Annotated in this window: 14 protein-coding genes; 2 read left to right on the top strand and 12 right to left on the bottom strand. The window is 64.2% G+C overall.

The genetic code is table 11. The features are described from left to right. Window positions 1-195: 195 nt before the first annotated feature. The 11 genes from IFT75_RS12220 to IFT75_RS12170 all read right to left on the bottom strand — a co-directional run bounded on the left by IFT75_RS12220 (window position 196) and on the right by IFT75_RS12170 (window position 15223). Window positions 196-1374, bottom strand: coding sequence for an aminoacetone oxidase family FAD-binding enzyme (locus IFT75_RS12220; RefSeq protein WP_192055003.1), 1179 nt, complete (start codon window positions 1372-1374; stop codon window positions 196-198). A gap of 145 nt (window positions 1375-1519) precedes the next feature. Beyond that, entirely contained in the window at window positions 1520-2857 is a 1338-nt protein-coding gene (gene dbpA / locus IFT75_RS12215; RefSeq protein WP_244652461.1) for an ATP-dependent RNA helicase DbpA, read from the bottom strand. Between the two features lie 115 nt (window positions 2858-2972). Further along, window positions 2973-4400 carry a multidrug transporter subunit MdtD gene (mdtD, locus tag IFT75_RS12210; RefSeq protein ID WP_192055000.1) on the bottom strand — a complete coding sequence of 476 codons (1428 nt, stop codon included), beginning with the start codon at window positions 4398-4400 and terminating at the stop codon, window positions 2973-2975. A gap of 355 nt (window positions 4401-4755) precedes the next feature. Beyond that, window positions 4756-6084 (bottom strand): TldD/PmbA family protein, encoded by a 1329-nt coding sequence (locus IFT75_RS12205; RefSeq protein ID WP_192054998.1) that lies wholly within the window; start codon window positions 6082-6084, stop codon window positions 4756-4758. Further along, a complete protein-coding gene (locus IFT75_RS12200; RefSeq protein ID WP_192054997.1) occupies window positions 6081-7523 on the bottom strand; it encodes a TldD/PmbA family protein in 1443 nt (480 codons plus the stop codon). The genes IFT75_RS12205 and IFT75_RS12200 overlap by 4 nt, the downstream gene beginning before the upstream one ends. A gap of 174 nt (window positions 7524-7697) precedes the next feature. After that, window positions 7698-9404, bottom strand: a complete 1707-nt coding sequence (betA, locus tag IFT75_RS12195) for a choline dehydrogenase (protein WP_192054995.1) — start codon at window positions 9402-9404, stop codon at window positions 7698-7700. A 90-nt stretch (window positions 9405-9494) separates the two neighbouring features. Continuing rightward, window positions 9495-10967, bottom strand: a complete 1473-nt coding sequence (gene betB, locus IFT75_RS12190) for a betaine-aldehyde dehydrogenase (protein ID WP_122479802.1) — start codon at window positions 10965-10967, stop codon at window positions 9495-9497. A 48-nt stretch (window positions 10968-11015) separates the two neighbouring features. Then, window positions 11016-11609, bottom strand: a complete 594-nt coding sequence (gene betI / locus IFT75_RS12185; RefSeq protein WP_122479801.1) for a transcriptional regulator BetI — start codon at window positions 11607-11609, stop codon at window positions 11016-11018. Between the two features lie 567 nt (window positions 11610-12176). Continuing rightward, entirely contained in the window at window positions 12177-13358 is a 1182-nt protein-coding gene (gene choV, locus IFT75_RS12180) for a choline ABC transporter ATP-binding protein (protein ID WP_122715900.1), read from the bottom strand. Continuing rightward, window positions 13355-14200, bottom strand: coding sequence for a choline ABC transporter permease subunit (gene choW, locus IFT75_RS12175; protein ID WP_043192362.1), 846 nt, complete (start codon window positions 14198-14200; stop codon window positions 13355-13357). Before choW ends, choV begins: the two co-directional genes overlap by 4 nt. Before the next feature lie 75 nt (window positions 14201-14275). Then, complete coding sequence (locus IFT75_RS12170) at window positions 14276-15223, bottom strand: choline ABC transporter substrate-binding protein (protein WP_122479799.1); 948 nt, start codon at window positions 15221-15223, stop codon at window positions 14276-14278. 650 nt (window positions 15224-15873) lie between these two features. Here IFT75_RS12170 and gbdR point away from each other — a divergent pair. Continuing rightward, window positions 15874-16968 carry a choline metabolism transcriptional regulator GbdR gene (gene gbdR, locus IFT75_RS12165; RefSeq protein ID WP_122479798.1) on the top strand — a complete coding sequence of 365 codons (1095 nt, stop codon included), beginning with the start codon at window positions 15874-15876 and terminating at the stop codon, window positions 16966-16968. A gap of 105 nt (window positions 16969-17073) precedes the next feature. On the opposite strand, the gene IFT75_RS12160 is transcribed toward gbdR, so the two are convergent. Then, window positions 17074-17331 (bottom strand): hypothetical protein, encoded by a 258-nt coding sequence (locus IFT75_RS12160; RefSeq protein WP_185794758.1) that lies wholly within the window; start codon window positions 17329-17331, stop codon window positions 17074-17076. Window positions 17332-17543: 212 nt separating this feature from the next. On the opposite strand from IFT75_RS12160, the gene IFT75_RS12155 reads away from it, so the two are divergent. Beyond that, on the top strand, window positions 17544-18776 hold the full coding sequence (locus tag IFT75_RS12155; RefSeq protein ID WP_192054993.1) for an AAA family ATPase: 1233 nt from the start codon (window positions 17544-17546) through the stop codon (window positions 18774-18776). Window positions 18777-19083 lie beyond the last annotated feature (307 nt).

Below are 19083 nucleotides of genomic sequence, written 5' to 3'. Positions count from 1 at the left end.
GAAGGAGTCGACCTGTAGGCGAGGGAACTGATGAACGGCGTCAATCTACCATTGTCGGCGCACGCCCGATACTGCGCGGCGGCCCCTGACGCGGCTTGCGCCGCTGCTACAGGGGCGGTGGCGGATCGAGAGAGTGTGGGGACTCTGTAGCAGCGGCGCGAGCCGCGTCCGGCAGCGTCGCAGATCCCCGGCGTGCTACACGTACTGCGCGGCTGCGTATCCGGAGGCCCACGCCCACTGGAAATTGAAGCCGCCCAGATGCCCGCTGACATCGAGCACCTCGCCGATGAAATACAACCCTGGGCTCTTCAGCGATTCCAGGGTCTTGGACGACACCTCGCGGGTATCGACGCCGCCCAGGGTCACCTCGGCGGTGCGATAGCCTTCGGTGCCGGCCGGCACCAACTGCCAGGCGCCCAGTGCGTTCGCTACCGTCTGCAGCTCGGCCGGGGTGTACTGCTTCATCGGCTTGGACACGAACCAGTGCTCGGCCAACAGGTTGGCCATTTTCTTGGTGAAGACTTCACCCAGCAGGGTCTTGAGCTCCGAATTGGGCCGCTCGGCCTGCTGTTGCTGCAGCCACGCCAACGCATCGTGATCGGGCAGCAGGTTGATCTCGACGGTGTCGCCGGGCTGCCAGAACGAGGAAATCTGCAGGATCGCCGGCCCGCTCAGGCCGCGATGGGTGAACAGCAGGTTCTCGCGAAACGCCTGGTCGTTGCAGCTGGCCACACAATCCACCGAGGTGCCGGACAACTCGGTGCAGATGTCCTTGAGCTGGTCGGTGATGGTGAACGGCACCAGCCCTGCGCGGGTGGGCAGCACACTGTGACCGAACTGGCGGGCGATCTGGTAGCCGAAGCCGGTCGCGCCCAGGGTCGGAATCGACAGCCCGCCAGTGGCCACCACCAACGACTGGCACGCCAGCAGGCCCAATGAAGTCTGCAAACGATAGCCTTCGGCGGTTTTCTCGATGGACTGCACCGAGGTGTCCATACGCAACTCGACGCCGGCGCTTTCGCACTCGGCCAGCAGCAGGCCGAGGATGTCACTGGACTTGTTGTCGCAGAACAGTTGGCCGAGTTTCTTCTCGTGGTAGAGCACGCCGTGCTTGGCCACCATGGCGATGAAATCCCACTGGGTATAGCGCGCCAGGGCAGACTTGCAGAAGTGCGGGTTCTGCGAGAGGAAGTTGGCCGGTTCGGTGTACATGTTGGTGAAGTTGCAGCGACCGCCGCCGGACATGAGGATCTTCTTGCCCGGCTTGTTGGCGTGGTCGATCAGCAGTACCTCGCGGCCTCGCTGTGCAGCGCTTAAGGCGCACATGAGGCCGGCGGCACCGGCGCCGATGATGATGACGGGGGTAGAGCGCACTGCTGGGTCCTCTCGAATCGGGGGTGTCAGGGGAGGCCTCTTCGCGGGCAGAGCCTCGCTCCCACAAGGTTAAGCGTTCGGACATCACCCTGTGGGAGCGGGGCGGGCGGCGAGCCCTCTGCCCGCGAAGAGGCCTGGCCTGCGGTCAGAGAATCCGCACGCGCAGCGAACGGCCCTTGATCTTGCCGCTGTTCAGACGCTGCAGCGCCTGCTTGGCGATCCCGCGTTCCACGGCCACGTAGGCCTGGAAATCGAAAATGGCGATCTTGCCGACCTGGGTACCGGGAATGCCCGCATCGCCAGTCAGCGCGCCGAGGATGTCGCCCGGCCGTACCTTGTCCTTGCGCCCGGCGCCGATGCACAGGGTGCTCATTGGCGGCAGCAGCGGCTCGCCGCCCTTGGAAGTCAGGCTGTCGAGTTCGGCCCAGGCCAGCGGCGACTTCTGCAGTTGCTCGATGGCCTGGGCGCGGTGCGCCTCGGCGGGAGCGACGAAGCTGATGGCCAGGCCTTTCTCGCCGGCGCGACCGGTACGGCCCACGCGGTGGATATGAATTTCCGAGTCACGCGCCAGCTCGACGTTGATCACCATGTCCAGGGCATCGATGTCCAGGCCACGGGCGGCCACGTCGGTGGCCACCAGCACGGACGTACTGCGGTTGGCGAACATTGCCAGAACCTGGTCGCGGTCGCGCTGTTCCAGGTCGCCATGCAGCGCCACGGCGCTGATCCCCTTGCTGGTCAGGTGATCGACCACTTCCTGGCATTGCTGCTTGGTGTAGCAGAAGGCAACGCACGACTGTGGGCGGAAGTGGCCCAGGGCGCGCACCACGGCGGCCATGCGGTCATCCGGCGAGATTTCGTAGAAACGCTGCTCGATCTGGCTGTCGGCATGCAGTGCCTCGGCCTTGACCTGCTGGGGGTCGCGCATGAACTTGGACGACAGCTGCTTGATGCCGACCGGGTAGGTGGCCGAGAACAGCAAGGTCTGCCGGCGTTCCGGGGTCTGCTCGATGATGTCGGCGATAGAGTCGTAGAAGCCCATGTCGAGCATGCGGTCGGCTTCGTCGAGCACCAGCGTGTTGAGCCCGTCGAGCACCAGCGAACCTTTGCGCAGGTGTTGCTGGATGCGTCCCGGCGTGCCGACGATGATGTGCGCGCCGTGTTCCAGCGAGGCGATCTGCGGGCCGAACGACACGCCGCCGCACAGGGTCAGCACCTTGATGTTGTCTTCGGCGCGGGCCAGGCGACGGATTTCCTTGGCCACCTGGTCGGCCAGCTCGCGCGTGGGGCACATGATCAGCGCCTGGCAGCCGAAATAGCGCGGGTTGATCGGGTTCAGCAGGCCGATGCCGAACGCGGCCGTCTTGCCGCTGCCGGTCTTGGCCTGGGCGATCAGGTCCATGCCCTTGAGAATCACCGGCAGGCTCTGCGCCTGGATCGGCGTCATCTGGGCATACCCGAGGGATTCCAGGTTGGCCAGCATGGCGGCGGACAGGGGCAGCGTGTTGAAAGCAGTGGCAATGGTGGTCACGGGACGGGCCTGCAAAACAAAATGTCGCGCAGTGTATCAGCCCCGTGGCCTTTCGCCCTAAGCCTGCTTAGTGCTCCACCGGAGGTTCCTGACGAGGTGCGCGCCGTCCATCGCTGTCGGACAGTTGCACGAAGATCCCGGCAGCCAGCATCGCCATCAACCCGATGGTCAGGAACGTGGCCTGGAACGCACCCAGCACCGTGTCCACACCCTCGTTGCCCAGGGACGCGGTGAATCCGCCCAGCAGTGCACCGGCGCAGGCCACGCCCAGGCCGAGGGAGAGCTGCGCCACCACCGAGAGCAGACCGTTGCCACTGCTGGCGCTTTCGTCGTCCAGATCGATCAGGGTCACGGTGTTCATCGCCGCGAACTGCAGCGAGTTGACTGCGCCGAGCAAGCCCAGCTGGGTCAACAGCAACCAGTAGGGGGTGGTTTCCGAGACCAGGCCGAGGCTGGCCAGCAACACGCCCAGCAGCAAGGTGTTGCCGGTGAGCACGATGCGATAGCCGAAGCGTTCGATGATCGGCCGGGAAAACGACTTGGAAACCATGGCGGCTGCCGCCAGTGGAATCATGCTCATGCCGGCTTCCGAAGGCGAATGCCCCAGGGCCACTTGCAGCAGCAACGGCACCATGAACGGCAGGGCGCCGCTGCCCAGGCGGGCGAACAGATTGCCGAGAATGCCGATGGCAAAGGTGCGCGTGCGAAACAGGTTCGGCGAGAACAGCGGGTTGTCGATCTGCCCCGCCCGCAGCCAGTAGGCGGCCAGGCAGGCCATGCCGACGAACAGCAGCAGCATCACTCGCAGGTGCGGCAAGTGCAGCTCGCCCAGGCCCTCCATGGCGATGGTGATGAGTACCATCGCCGCCCCGAACAGCACGAAGCCGATGCCATCGAAGCGCGTGCGTGCGGCGCCGCGCAGGTCGGGCACGAAGTGCCACACCGCCCAGCAGCCCAGTGCGCCCACCGGCAGGTTGATGAGAAAGATCCAGTGCCAGCTCAGCCATTCGACCATCCAGCCACCCAGGGTCGGCCCCAGCAGCGGGCCGAGCAAGGCAGGCACGGTGATGAAGCTGAGGATGCGCACCAGTTCCGAGCGCGGGTAGGCGCGCAGCACCACCAGCCGGCCCACCGGCAGCATCAGGGCACCGCCCAGGCCTTGAATGACCCGAGCCGCGACCAGCATCGCCAGGCTCTGGGACAGTGCACACAGCAGCGAGCCGATGCTGAACAGCATGATGGCGCTGAAGAACACCTTGCGCGTGCCGAAGCGGTCGGAAATCCAGCCTGAGGCGGGGATCAGCAGCGCGACCGTCAGCATGTAGGCGATGATTACCGATTGCATGCGCAACGGGTTTTCCGCCAGGTCGCTGGCCATGGCCGGCAGCGCGGTGTTGAGGATGGTGCCGTCCAGGGCCTGCATGAAGAAGGCAATGGCGATGACCCAGGGCAGCCAGCGAGCGGTAGCGGGATCCAGTGTTGGGCGCGTGGACATGGGGCCTCTTGTTGTTTGAGGTGGATGACGAATGTTCATGGCAAACCCCGTAGCAGCGGTCACCGGCCGCGACAAGTGCGCCGCGGTGTACCTGACACTCTACGGTGTACCTTTCGCGGCCACGGACCGCTCCTACGGTTACCGCGTCGCCGCGACCTGTCGTAGGAGCGGTCACCGGCCGCGAAGGGTTGCCGCGGTGTACCTGACGCTCTGCGGCGCCCTTTTCGCGGCCACGGGCCGCTCCTACAGTGACCGCAATGCCGCAACCTACTGTAGGAGCGGTCATCGGCCGCGAAGGGGTCGCCGAGGTGTGTCAGGCCGATGGCGGTGCCCTTTTCGCGGCCACGGACCGCTCCTACAGCGTCAACAGCAACCGTTTGACCAGCGCGCCCGGCAACAGGCTGGAGCTGGTCTGACGCTCGCCGTGGGTGCTGGTCGACAGAATCAGCTCGCGCTCCACTGTCAACGTTTCCAACTGGTCACCCAGGACACTGTAGACGCTGTCGTCGAAACGCATGGTCTGGACCGGTGCAACGATCTGACCATCTTCCACCCAGAAAGTGGCGAACCGAGTCAGCCCGGTCATGCGCGCCGCTGGCATGTCGGAGTAGTTCAGGTACCACAGGTTACTGATGTACAGCCCGGTGCCGAGGCGTTGCAGCACCTGGGCCAAAGGCAGGTCGCCGGCGGCCATCTGCAGCGCGCCGGGCATTTCCGAGTTGTCCGCGCCGTTGCCTTGCAGGCCGTATTCGGCCGCGCTGCGCGAGTCCACCAGGCGTTCGACGGCCAAACCGTGGCTGACCAGCGAGAGGTCCTTGCGCGGATAGCCTTCCTGGGAAAACGCCGGGGTCAACGAACCGCTGATGCGCTCCTCGAAGCTCACCTGCGCACTCAAGCGTGCCTCGCCGGCGTACAGCCGTTGCAGGGGGCTGTTCTTGCTGGCGATGGCTTGTGCAGAGAAACCGCCCCAGCCGAGCATGCCGATGATTTCATCCAGGGCCGCCGGCGCCAGGTAGGCGCGATACGCGCCCGGCAACAGCACCTTGGGCGGTCGGCTCAGGTGCTCCAGCTGCTCGCGGGCCTGGGCCAGGCGATCGGCGAAGGCGCGTGCCTGCCACTGCTGGCCGGCATAGTTCGCCTTGACTGCCTCGCCGTTGGCATGGAAGAGGCTGAAATCGAAATTGAAACTGTTGGCCTGATGCCAACCGCAGGCCCCGTCGCTGTTGGCGAAACCGCGGCAGATCGTGCCCGCGGCATAGATGCCGACCAGGTCCAGGCCGCTGGCCGCCGAACCTATCTGTTCGACCACCTGACCCGCATCGGGCAAGGGCGTGTCGTCGACATGACGGGTCTGCCACGGCGAGGTGTCGAGTTGCAGGTAGGGGTCCGGTTGCAGCAGCGGCAGCGTCTGGCTCAACTGGTGCAGGGCCTGGGTCAGACGCTGCCGGTCCACCTCCAGGTCCTCGGCCAAGGTCAGTTGCAGCTCGGCCTGACGACCGTCTTCGATCAGCTTCAGCGACACCGTGGCCTGGGCAACCTGCCCCGCCTGGCGTACCCGGGCGTGGTTGAAACGGATGAAATCCGAGGCCTCGGCGTTGTAGCTCAGGGTGAAGCGCTGGGTTGGGGCCGCAGCCTGGCGCAGCCACTGCACCAGTGCCTGGAAATGCTCGGCGTGATGGCTCATGCGTCACCTCCAAAAACGTCGATCTGGCTGAACACGCAACTGGGCGAAGCGTGCCCCACACGGATGACCTGGTTGGGCTCGCCCTTGCCGCAGTTGGGCGTGCCCAGCACCTGCAGCGTGCTGGCGTCGCCCACGGCGCTGAGTTTTTTCCAGAAGCTCGCGGAAATACCGCGATAGTTGGGGTTCTTGACCACGCCCTTGAGTTCGCCGTTCTCGATCAACCGACCCCATTCGCAGCCGAACTGGAATTTGTTGCGCGCATCGTCGATCGACCAGGAACGGTTGGTGGACATCAGGATGCCGTGCTCGATGCCGGCGATCAATTGCGCCTGGCTGTGCTCGCCCGGTTCGATGTTGAGGTTGGCCATGCGGTCGATCGGCGCCCGGTTCCAGCTGCTGGCGCGGCTGTTGGCCACGCCCGCCATGCCGCTGCGGTATTGCGACAGCGCGCCGCCCAGTGGCCGGACCAGTACGCCATCGCGAATCAGCCACTGCTTGCTCGCTGCAGTGCCGTCGTCGTCATGGGCATAACTGGCCAGCTCGTGGGGAATGTCCGGGTCGAAGGTCACATTGAGCAGCGGCGAGCCATACTGCAGGTGACCGAAGTCTTCGACCTTGACGAAGCTGGTGCCCGCGTAGTTGCGCTCATCACCCAGGATGCGGTCCAGCTCCAAGGGGTGGCCGATGGATTCGTGAATCTGCAGCATCATCTGGTCGGGCGTCAGCAGCAGGTCGCGCGGGCCCTGTGGGGCGTTGGGCGCCAGCAGCAACTGCAGGGCCTGGTCGGCGACCTGGCGAGCCGCGCCAACGATGCCGCAGCGCTCTATCACGTCGACACCGCCTTGCTGGCCGAAATTGTCGCGGCCCAGGCTGCGGGTCTGGCTGTCGTTGCCATCGAAAGCGGTGACGCTCAAGCCAGGAAAGACGAAGCGCTGCGCCTGGCGGATCTGCGCGCCGGCACTGTTCAGGTAGATCTGTTCGACATCGGTGACGCCCAGGCCGGCATACCAGCTGACCAGGCGGGAGTCGTCGGGCACGCTGGCCGATTCTTCATTGAGCAGTTGGTAGCACTGCGCGAGCGTTGGAAAGGCAGCCTGTACGTCAGGCGAGAGGTAGTCGTTGCGCGCACTGCTGACGGGTTGCTCATTCAGGTCGAGCAGGGCATGGGCGGCGATCGCGCCTGCCTGCTGTTCGGCACGCGTCAATGCCTGCTGCAACCCCCGCAGGGAAAGGTCGCCGGTGGCGGCATAGGCTTCCACGCCATTCACTCGAACGGTGATCATCACCCCTTCGTCGAGATTCAGGCTCGGCGGTTCGGCAATGTTCTTGCGCACGGCCAGGTGCTGGCTGGATTGGCGCACGTGGCGCAGGGAGAAGAATTCGGCGCGGGTGCGCAAGGCGGCGAAACGTTGTTGCAGGGGGGCGGTGAAATCGAACATGGACGGGCCTCTGGAGGGCGTCGGCGCTTGGCCTTTTCGCGGCCGCAGGCCGCTCCTACAGGGGATTACAGTGTCCTGTAGGAACAGCACGCGGCCGCCAAAGGGCCCGCAGACCGACCCGGAATCTGGCAGGCCCACAGCTTAGGCCTGCCACCGGCACGGAGCAAATCCGGATCAGCCGCGGGTGGTCGCGCCCACTTCGCGCATCGGCTTGCCGCGTACTGGCGCATCGCCGGCGACATAGTAGGCCGCGGTCGAACGCGCTTCGGGCTTGCGGCCACGAATGCGGTCGGCGATCTTCTCGGCGATCATGATGGTCGGCGCGTTCAGGTTGCCGGTGGTGATGATCGGCATGATCGAAGCGTCGACCACACGCAAGCCTTGCAGGCCATGCACGCGACCCTGACCATCGACCACGGCCATGTCGTCGGTGCCCATCTTGCACGAGCACGACGGGTGATAAGCCGTTTCGGCATGCTCGCGGATGAACTGGTCCAGTTGCTCGTCCGTCTGCACTTCGATGCCTGGGCTGATTTCACGCCCGCGGTACTGGTCCAGCGCCGGCTGCTGCATGATCTCGCGGGTCAGGCGAATGCCGTCGCGGAACTCCTGCCAGTCCTGCTCGCTGGCCATGTAGTTGAACAGGATGCTCGGGTAGTCGCGCGGGTTCTTCGACTTGACGTTGACGCGGCCGCGACTCGGCGAGCGCATCGAGCCCACGTGAGCCTGGAAGCCGTGTTCCTGAACGCCCTTGGTGCCGTTGTAATTGATCGCCACCGGGAGGAAGTGGTACTGGATGTTCGGCCATTCGAACTCAGGGCGCGAGCGGATGAAACCACCGGCCTCGAACTGGTTGCTGGCGCCGATGCCGGTGCCCAGAAACATCCATTCGGCGCCGATCTGCGGCTGGTTCCACCACTTCAGCGACGGGTACAGCGAGACCGGCTGGGTGCAGCTGTATTGCAGGTACATTTCCAGGTGGTCCTGCAGGTTCTGACCCACGCCTGGCAAGTCATGCACGACGTCGATGCCCAGGGGGTGGAGCACCTCGGCCGGGCCGACGCCGGAGCGCTGCAGAATCTGTGGCGAGGCGATGGCGCCGCCGCACAGCAGCACTTCCTTGCGGGCGCGGGCCTGAATACGCTCGTCGCTGTCACCGACCAGGTAGCTGACGCCAACCGCGCGCTTGCCGTCGAAGACGATCTTGTCGGTCAGGGCGTGAGTGACGATGGTCAGGGTGTCGCGTTGCTTGGCCTGGTCCAGATAGCCGCGCGCGGTGCTGGCGCGTCGGCCCTTGGGCGTCACGGTGCGGTCCATGGGACCGAAGCCTTCCTGCTGGTAGCCGTTGAGGTCGTCGGTGCGCGGAAAGCCTGCTTGCACACCGGCTTCGACCATGGCGGCGAACAATGGGTTGTTGCCGGGCTTGGGCGTGGTGACGCTGACCGGACCTTCGCCACCGTGGTAATCGTTGGGGCCGATGTCACGGGTTTCGGCCTTGCGGAAATACGGCAGGCAGTCCAGGTAGCTCCAGTCTTCCAGGCCTGGCAGCTTGGCCCAGCCGTCGTAGTCCATGGCGTTGCCGCGGATGTAGCACATGCCATTGATCAGCGAAGAGCCACCCAGGCCCTTGCCGCGGCCACATTCCATGCGACGGTTGTCCATGTGCGGCTCGGGCTCGGTCTCGTAGGCCCAGTTGTAGCGGCGGCCCTGCAGTGGAAAGGCGAGGGCGGCGGGCATCTGGGTACGGAAGTCCAGACGATAGTCCGGTCCGCCGGCTTCAAGCAGCAGGACCGTCACGCCCGGATCTTCGGTCAGGCGCGTGGCCAAGGTGTTGCCGGCCGAACCGGCGCCGATGATGATGTAGTCGAATTCCTGGGACATGGAGGTTCCCTCTTTGAAAAAATGGGTCGGTGGGGCTGATGACCCTGTAGGAGCGGTCATCGGCCGCGAACGGCGCGCTGCGGTCCCGGGTCAGAACACCGAAACGTAATCGCCCAGTTCTACCTGTACCGATTTGATCCGGGTGTACTGCGCCAGCGAACTGATACCGTTCTCGCGGCCCACACCGGATTGCTTGTAGCCACCCACCGGCATCTTCGCGTCGGACTCGCCCCAGGCGTTGATCCAGCAAATGCCTGCTTCGAGCTGATGGATCACACGGTGCGCACGGTTCAGATCGCGGGTGACCACACCGGCAGCCAGGCCCATCTCGGTGGCGTTGGCGCGGCGGATCACTTCTTCTTCGCTGTCGTAGCCGAGGATGCTCATCACCGGGCCGAAGATTTCTTCACGCACGATGGTCATCTCGTCGCTGCAGTCGGTGAACACGGTCGGGGCGACGAACGCACCCTTGCCCAGTTCACCTTCGCTCAGCCGCTCGCCGCCGCACAGCAGGCGCGCGCCTTCGGCCTTGCCCTTGGCGATGTGGCCCAGCACGTTTTCCATGTGGGCAAAGCTCACCAGCGGACCGAAATTGGTGTTCTCGTCTTCAGGGTTACCGATGCGGATACGCTGCACACGTTCCAGGATCTTCGCTTCCAGCTGGGCCTTCAGCGCGTTGGGCACGAACACTCGGGTGCCGTTGGTGCACACCTGGCCGGAGCTGTAGAAGTTGGCCATCATGGCGATGTCGGCGGCCTTGTCGAGGTCGGCATCGTCGAAAATGATCAGCGGCGACTTGCCGCCCAGTTCCATGGTCACTTCCTTGAGCGAAGAGCTCGAGGCGCTGGCCATGACCTTCTTGCCGGTGCTGACGCCGCCGGTAAACGAGATCTTCTCGATACGCGGATGCTCGGTGAGCCACGCACCGACTTCGCTGCCGCTGCCGGTGAGCACGTTGAACACGCCATCGGGCAGACCGGCTTCGGTGTAGATCTCGGCCAGCTTGAGCGTGGTCAGCGAGGTGACTTCGCTGGGCTTGAAGATCATCGCGTTACCGGCGGCCAGCGCCGGTGCGGACTTCCACAAGGCGATCTGGATCGGGTAGTTCCAGGCGCCGATACCGGCGGTCACGCCCAAGGGCTCGCGGCGGGTGTAGACGAAGGAAGTGTCGCGCAGCGGGATCTGTTCGCCTTCGATGGCGGGCACCAGGCCGGCGTAGTACTCCAGCACGTCGGCACCGGTCACGATGTCGACGTAGCGGGTTTCCGAATAGGACTTGCCGGTGTCCAGGGTTTCCAGCAGGGCCAGTTCGTCGTTGCGTTCGCGCAGCAGGTCGACGGCTTTGCGCAGCACTCGCGAGCGCTCCATGGCGGTCATCGCGGCCCAGACTTTCTGGCCTTTCTCGGCGCTGGCGACGGCTTTCTCGACGTCCTGGGCAGTGGCGCGCTGGACCTGCGCCAGCACCTCACCGGTGGCCGGGTTGACGGCATCGAAGGTGCCGCTGCCGCTGGCGTCCACGTAGCCGCCATCGATGTAGAGTTTTTGCGTTGGGAAACGGGCCATAAGATCCTCGCGGTGCAGTTAAGGTGGCAGCAGGCGAGGCGCGAAGCTTCAGCGCTGCTGTTTTGCCAGTTGCATGTCCATGTATTCGCAGGCGATACGGTGAGCCTGGGCGGTGTCGAAGGCATCGCCCGACAGCGCGCCGCGCAACCACAGACCGTCGATCAGGGCGGCCAGGCCGCGTGCGGCGTTGCGTGCCTGTTCCACCGGCAATTCACGGCGAAACTGGCAGCACAGGTTGGAATACAGGCGGTGATCGTTGATCCGCTGCAACCTGTGCAGAGACGGCTGATGCATGCTGGTGGCCCAGAAGGCCAGCCAAGTCTTCATGGCCGGAGCGTTGACCTGGCTGGCGTCGAAGTTGCCTTCGATGATCACCTGCAGGTGCGCCCTGGCGCTGTCGTCGTTCAAGGCTTGTCGCCGTGTGGCGACGTTGTCGATCAGAACGTTCATCAAGTGGCGCATGGTCGCCGCGATCAGGCCGTTCTTGTCCTGAAAGTAGTGACTGATGATGCCGTTCGACACACCGGCCAGACGGGCAATCAAAGCGATGCTGGCGTCACTCATGCCGACCTGATCGACCGCCTGGAGCGTGGCTTCGATCAACTGTTGGCGGCGGATGGGTTGCATACCGACCTTGGGCATTGGGCAAATCTCCTTGGGCCTGCAGTACGGGCAGTGAGTGACAGCCGACTGAAGCCAGTCTAGTTTATTTTTATTGAACGATCAATCAATAAAAAAGGACAGGTGAATGTGCGCGTGGTTTTAGAGGATTGGGAAGGGGAAGGCAATGGGCTTCGAGAGGGGGGTGTCAGGTAGGTTGCGGTGATGCATTCGCGGCCGCTGACCGCTCCTACAGGGAATCGCACAGTCGTGTAGGAGCGGTCGGTGGCCGCGAAAAGGACGGCGCGGTGGATCAGGGGGAATGCGGCAAGGCCTTCGCGGCCGCTGACCGCTCCTACAGGGAATCGTACAGTCGTGTAGGAGCGGTCCGTGGCCGCGAAAAGGGCGGCGCGGTGGATCAGGGGGGATGCGGCGAGGCCTTCGCGGCCGCTGACCGCTCCTACAGGGAATCGAACAGTCGTGTAGGAGCGGTCGGTGGCCGCGAAAAGGACGGCGCGGTGGATCAGGGGGAATGCGGCGAGGCCTTCGCGGCCGCTGACCGCTCCTACAGGGGATGGCGCCCACAGGGTGTGGCCAGCGGAGGGAAGCTCAGCCCAGGTTCTTGCCCAGCAGGGCGTGGTACAGCTCGGTGTCTCCGAGAATGCCTACCACCTGCTTGTCGCTGTCCTGCAGCACCAGTTTGTGCCCGGTCTGGTAGCGGATCTGCAAGGCGTCGCGCATGCCGATGTCGGCATGGACCAACGTCGGGCGCCGCCCCAGGCCTTCCATGGCTTGCCCCGGTGCCCAGCCTTGCAGGTCGAGCACGGCATCGCCCTGACGTGCGCTGGTCAGCGAGTTGCCGGCGCCCAGGTTCAGCCATGAATCCACGCCTGGGTCCAGGCACACCGAACCATTGACGCGCGTGCACTTGTCCAGCGTGCGCATCAGGCTGCGCCCGCACAGCACATTGAGTGGATTGGTGTGAGCCACGAAGGTCCGCACGTAGTCGTCGGCCGGGTTGAGCACGATGTCCTCGGGCACGCTGTACTGAATGATCCGCCCGTCTTTCATGATGGCGATACGGCTGCCCAGTTTGAGCGCCTCGTCCAGGTCATGGCTGACGAACACGATGGTCTTGTTCAACTTGCGTTGCAGCTCCAGCAGCTCGTCCTGCAGGCCTTGGCGGATCAATGGATCGAGCGCCGAAAAGGGTTCGTCCATCAGCAGGATGTCGGCATCCATGGCCAGCGCCCGAGCCAGGCCCACACGCTGCTGCATGCCACCGGACAGCTCATCGGGTTTCTTGTTGCGCCACTGGGTCAGCCCCACCAGCTCCAGCTTCTCGTCGACCAGCTTGCGCCGTTCCTTTTCCGGACGGCCCTGCATCTCCAGGCCAAAGCTGATGTTCTCGCGCACCGTCAGCCAGGGCATCAGGGCGAACTTCTGGAACACCATGGCGATGCGCTGGGTGCGCATCATCTTCAGTTCCGCAGGTGTGCAGGCGGCGATGTCGATCTGGCGATCTTCATGCTCGACGAACAGCTTGCCGCGGCTCACGGTGTTCAACCCGTTGATGCAGCGCAGCAGGCTTGACTTGCCCGACCCGGACAGCCCCATCAACACGCAGATCTCGCCCTTGTTGACGTCCAGGCTGGCTTTTTCCACGCCCACGATCTGCCCGGTCTTTTTCAGGATCTCGTTGCGGGTCAGGCCCTGGTCGAGCAGCTTCAGCGCTTCGCGTGGATCCTTGGCGAAGATCACATCGACGTTGTCGAATCGAATAATGCTCATGCATCACCCCCTATCTTCACGTCAGGTTGTTTGCAGATTCGGTCCAGCATGATCGCCAGCAATACGATGGCCAGACCGGCTTCGAAGCCCAGGGCGATGTCGGCGGTGTTCAGCGCGTTGACCACCGGCTTGCCCAGGCCATCGGCGCCTACCAGGGCGGCGATCACCACCATCGACAGCGACAGCATGATGCATTGAGTGATACCGGCGGCGATGCTCGGCATGGCGTGCGGCAGTTCGATGCGCGACAGCAGTTGGCGTCGCGAGCAGCCGAAGGCCTTGCCGGCGTCCATCAGCTCTTGCGGCACGTCGCGGATGCCCAGGTAGGTGAGGCGAATCGGCGCGGCGATGGCGAACACCACCGTGGAAATCAGGCCTGGCACGACGCCCAGCCCGAACAGGGTGAGCGTGGGAATCAGGTAGACGAAGGTCGGTACCGTCTGCATCAGGTCGAGGACCGGGCGCATCATCGTGTAGAACATGGGTTTGTGCGCGGCCACGATGCCCAGCGGCACGCCGATGATCACGCAGACCAGGGTGGCGAACAGCACCTGCGCCAGGGTCTCCATGGTTTCCTGCCAGTACCCCAGATTGAGGATCAGCAGGAACGACAGCGCCACGAACAGCGTGAGTCCCCATTTGCGTTGGATGAAGTGCGCCAGCGCGGCGATCAGTGCGGTGAGTACGTAGGGGTTGAACCAGGTGAGGCCGGCGGTGAAACCATGAATGATCGCTTCGAGCGTGGATGCGATGGCATCGAACGTCGAGGCCCCGTGTTGAGTGAGCCAATCGACGAACGCCGCGATGTACTCGCCCAGGGGGATCTTGTGGTCTGTCAGCATGGTAGTGAGTGTCCGCATGCGAGGGAACAAAGTGCCGGCCGGTGAGGCCGGCAACCGCCGGCCCGCTTGCCTGCGTTATTGCGCGAGCTTGGCCTTGACGGCTTCAAGACCCGGCTTGCCATCAATGGTGGTGACGCCAGCCAGCCAGGTATCGAGCACCTGTGGGTTGTTTTTCAGCCAGGCCCGTGCGGCCGCGTCGGGTTTCTGCTTGTCGTCCAGGACATTGCCCATCAGCGTGCTCTCCATGGCCAGGCTGAACTGCAGGTTTTTCAGCAACTGGCCAACGTTGCTGCATTCTTGGGTGTAGCCCTTGCGGGTGTTGGTGTAGATGGTGGCCTGGCCGAAGTTGGGGCCGAAGAAGTCATCGCCGCCGGTCAGGTACTGCACCTTGAAGCGGGTGTTCATCGGGTGCGGTTCCCAGCCCAGGAACACCACGTCGGTGTTGCGCCGCTGAGCACGGTCGACCTGCGACAGCATGCCGGCCTCGCTGGATTCGACCACCTTGAAGCCGGCGTCCTTGAGGCCGAACGCGTTCTTGTCGATCATGCTCTGGATCAGGCGATTGCCGTCGTTGCCCGGCTCGATGCCGTAGATCTTGCCGTCCAGTTCCTTCTTGAACTTGACGATGTCGGCGAAATCCTTGAGGCCCTTGTCGTACAGTCCCTGAGGCACGGCCAGGGTGTACTTGGCGTTTTCCAGGTTGGCCCGTACCGTTTCCACGGTGCCGGCGTCGCGGTAGGGCTTGATGTCGTTTTCCATGGTCGGCATCCAGTTGCCGAGGAAGACGTCCATGTTCTTGCCATCGGCCAGGGACTTGTAGGTCACCGGCACGGAAATCATGGTGGTCTTGGTCTTGTAGCCCAGTGACTGCAGCACCGCACTGGTAACCGCGGTGGTAACGGTGATGTCGGTCCAGCCGACATCGGAGAAATTCACAGTGGCGCATCGCGCCGGTTCCGCTGCTTGAGCCAGTGCAGGCAGGCCCAGCAGAGTAGCCAGCAGAATCGATGATGGACCTTTCATGGTGTGCTCCCGGTTTTTCTCGGCGTGGGCCTGACGGCGCGCCACGCTTGTCTGGATGCTCGATCGCCGCGCATGCGGCGGGTGCGCCGACACGGTGCCAGCGATGAGCCGTGAGTGATCATGTACCAGCGCAAATCAACCGCCTACAGGGTGCGTCGTATCCAGTGCGGACAGAGTCGTATCCAGTGTCGGTGACGTCGCTTACAGCTCATGGGGCTTGCAGCAGCGACCTTACCCGCGACATCGACGTACATCCACCTCTATGAGGTTGCCACACGAGCGTGCAGGCGTGACCGCCACGCCTCATTTTCGCGCGCGGTGCCTGGAATCCATCGACACACGCGTGCAGGGCTCGGCGATAGCGGGCAACGTGCTTGCGGTGACACTTGGCGGCGCAATGCCCCAACGGCTGCTACCGAATTGCTCAGACCCCACGGCGGCTATGCTTTTGGCAAGAATCCAACGCCGCCGACGAAGACCCTGCGCACGGCTCTGCATAGCCCTGCGCGACGTCGTTTTCAGGCGCCATGGAGTTCCCGACCAATTGTCGGCATGGCGTTTGCGTAGCAAAGCAAAGCCCCTGTCAAACAGAGGGTAATAACAAGAGCCTGCCTGAGGCCACCATCCGCTTCGCGTAAGGAGATACCGCAATGACGTCCTTCACCCCCGGCGCTCAACCGCAGACTCGCAGCCCTCAGTCCATCGGCTTCCTGTTGCTCGACAACTTCACGCTCATCTCCCTGGCCTCGGCGGTCGAACCGCTGCGCATGGCCAACCAGTTGTCTGGGCGCGAGCTGTATCGGTGGACCACCCTCAGCGCCGACGGTGGCCAGGTATGGGCCAGTGACGGACTGCAGATCACCCCGGATGCGGCCATGCACAAGGCTGCGCCGCTGGACGCGGTCATCGTCTGTGGCGGTGTCGGTATCCAGCGTGCCGTGGGCCGTGACCACGTCAGCTGGTTGCAGAGCCAGGCGCGGCAGTCCAAGCGCCTGGGTGCGGTCTGTACCGGTAGCTGGGCACTGGCCTGCGCCGGTCTGCTGGATGGCTTCGAATGCAGCGTGCACTGGGAATGCCTGGCCTCGATGCAGGAGGCCTTTCCTCGGGTGGCCATGAGCACACGGCTGTTCACCCTCGACCGCAATCGCTTTACCAGTTCGGGCGGTACCGCGCCGCTGGACATGATGCTGCACCTGATCAGCCGCGATCATGGCCGCGAGCTGTCGGCGGCGATCTCCGAGATGTTCGTCTACGAGCGCATTCGCAACGAGCAGGATCATCAGCGCGTGCCCCTCAAGCACATGCTGGGCACCAACCAGCCGAAGCTGCAGGAAATCGTCGCGCTGATGGAAGCCAACCTGGAAGAGCCGATCGATCTGGACGAACTGGCGGTGTACGTGGCGGTGTCACGGCGCCAGCTGGAAAGGTTGTTCCAGAAGTACCTGCATTGTTCGCCGTCGCGCTATTACCTCAAGTTGCGCCTGATTCGGGCGCGGCAGCTGCTCAAGCAGACGCCCATGTCGATCATCGAAGTGGCGTCGGTGTGCGGCTTCGTTTCCACGCCGCATTTCTCCAAGTGCTACCGCGAGTATTTCGGCATTCCGCCGCGCGACGAGCGGGTTGGTTCCAATACCACCCAGCAGGTGGCGATGTTGCCGATTCCGCAGGCCATGGTGCTGGCAGGTCCGTTGTCGGCATTGAGCCAGGCGCGCAACGAATCGACCTTTGCCAGTGTAAGGATCTGATACTGCGGCGCACCCTTCGCGGCCACTGACCGCTCCTACGGTAGTTCAGGCATCGCGACCTTCCGTAGGAGCGGTCAGCGGCCGCGAAAGGGCCGCCGCTGAAATTCAGGCCCGTTTCGAATGCTGGGCCAACGCTGGGAGCAAGGTCCGGTCGATCGCCTGGCGCACTGCCGGCAGGATGGTCGCGCTGCCCATCAGCATCTGTTCCACCATCTTGCGCAGGGCCTGGGCCCGTCCGCTGTCCAGGCCGCGCACTGCGCATTCACAGGCCTGCTCGGCCGTGGCGCCGGCTGGCATGTCGAAACCCAGCGCGCGTAGCTGGCCCAGCAGGTCATCCTGATCAATCAAGTCTGCATGCATCATGATGCTGATCCTTCTTCAAATGGCGTGACGGTGTGCCGATTCTGGTAGCCCTGCACGCGCTCGGCAAGCGTCGACGGTCGCCATGGCCGGATTGCACACAGGCAGGTCGTTTTTCGCATGCCTGCGTTCGGCCCTTGTAGCACCGGGGTATGGCACCGTGCGACGCAACCCTGAATACCCTTGCCGTTCACTTCCTATGGACGGCAATGGACATGCTCGACTTTCTCTCCTTCAAGGGCGTCGGCCCTTCTCCCGCGCTGGGGCCCATCGGGCTGGCGCCACGGCTGAACTTCATCACCGGTGACAACGGCCTGGGCAAGAGCTTCGTGCTCGATGCCGCCTGGTGGGTGCTGACCCGTACCTGGGCTGCGGGCAAACCCATCAAGGCGCGCGACCAGACGGCATTGCCGGTGATCGACTATCGGTTCACGGGTGCGCACCGCAGCGCCGGGCAGTGGGCCTGGCAGCAAGGCCGCTGGGCGGCGCTGGGCGACAGCACGCCGAGCCGTTCGCTGGTGGTGTATGCCCACGCCAACGGCACCTTCAGCGTCTGGGATCCGCTGCGCAACGCGGGCGAGCTGGCAGCCTATCACTTCGATGAAACCCAGTTGTGGCAGGGCGCCTCGATGGCTGGCCAGGGTCGCTTGTGCAACGGTTTGATCAGCGACTGGGTGCGTTGGCAGCGCAATCATGGCTGCAAGGCGTTCGCCGCCTTGAAGCAAGTACTGCATGCCCTGTCGCCCTCGCGCGAGGAGCTGTTGCTGCCCGGTCGCCCGTGTCACATCGGCCTGCTGGATGAAACCCAGTACCCGACCTTGCAGCGGCCCCAGGGGCAGGTGCCCCTGCCCGAAACCTCCAGTGCCATCCGCCGCGTGGTGGCCCTGGCCTACATGCTGGTCTGGACCTGGGAAGGCCACCGCCGCGCCTGCCGCCTGGCCGGTGTGCGGCCGAGCGATGAACTGGTGTTCCTGGTGGATGAGGTCGAATGCCATCTGCACGCTCAGTGGCAGCGCCGTATCGTCCCGGCGCTGATGGCCGTGGTCGGGGCGCTGACCCGTCAACGCCTGGCGGTGCAGATGATCGTAGCCACGCACTCGCCGCTGGTGCTGGCCTCCATGGAGACGCAGTTCGTCGAAGCGCGCGATGCTCTCTTCACCTTGGGCGTGCTGGCCGGTGAAGTACAGCTGCACCGACACGTCTGGGCGCCCCAGGGCGATGTCGTGAACTGGCTGGTGTCCGAGAGCTTTGGCCTGCGCCAGGCGCGCTCGGTGGAAGCGGAAGCGGCGATCGGCGCCGCTGAGGCCTGGATGCGTGGCGAGCGGTCAGGGCTGCCAAAGGGGCTGGACAGTGAGGCAGCGATCGAGTCGCAGCTGCTGCGCACACTGCCCACCGGTGATCATTTCTGGCCCGCCTGGGTCGTGACCAAGTCTGGAGCAGGGGCATGATCGAGCTCGTCAATCCGCTGCCCGAACCTCACGGCTTCGACGAGCGCTGCCGCCAACGCGGCAATGCCTGGTTGCAGGACAATCCCGACGCTGCCAGGCCACGCGACTACTGGTCGCCATTTCGCCCGGAACTGGGCGAGGGCTTCACCAACCGCTGCGCGTTCGGCGCCATGTACATTCCCAGCGGCACCGTGGAACATTTCATCAGCTGTGACCAGGACCGTGGCATGGCCTATGAGTGGAGCAACTACCGTTATGTCGACGCCTGGATGAACAGCGCCAAGGGCAGCAAGAAAGCCGAGGATTT

Origin of the sequence: Pseudomonas sp. CFBP 8758 (genome assembly GCF_014841725.1) — a bacterium.
GTDB classification, from domain to species: domain Bacteria; phylum Pseudomonadota; class Gammaproteobacteria; order Pseudomonadales; family Pseudomonadaceae; genus Aquipseudomonas; species Aquipseudomonas baltica.
Note: the sequence above shows the minus strand (reverse complement) of the source record. Positions and strands in the feature narration are given on the sequence as shown.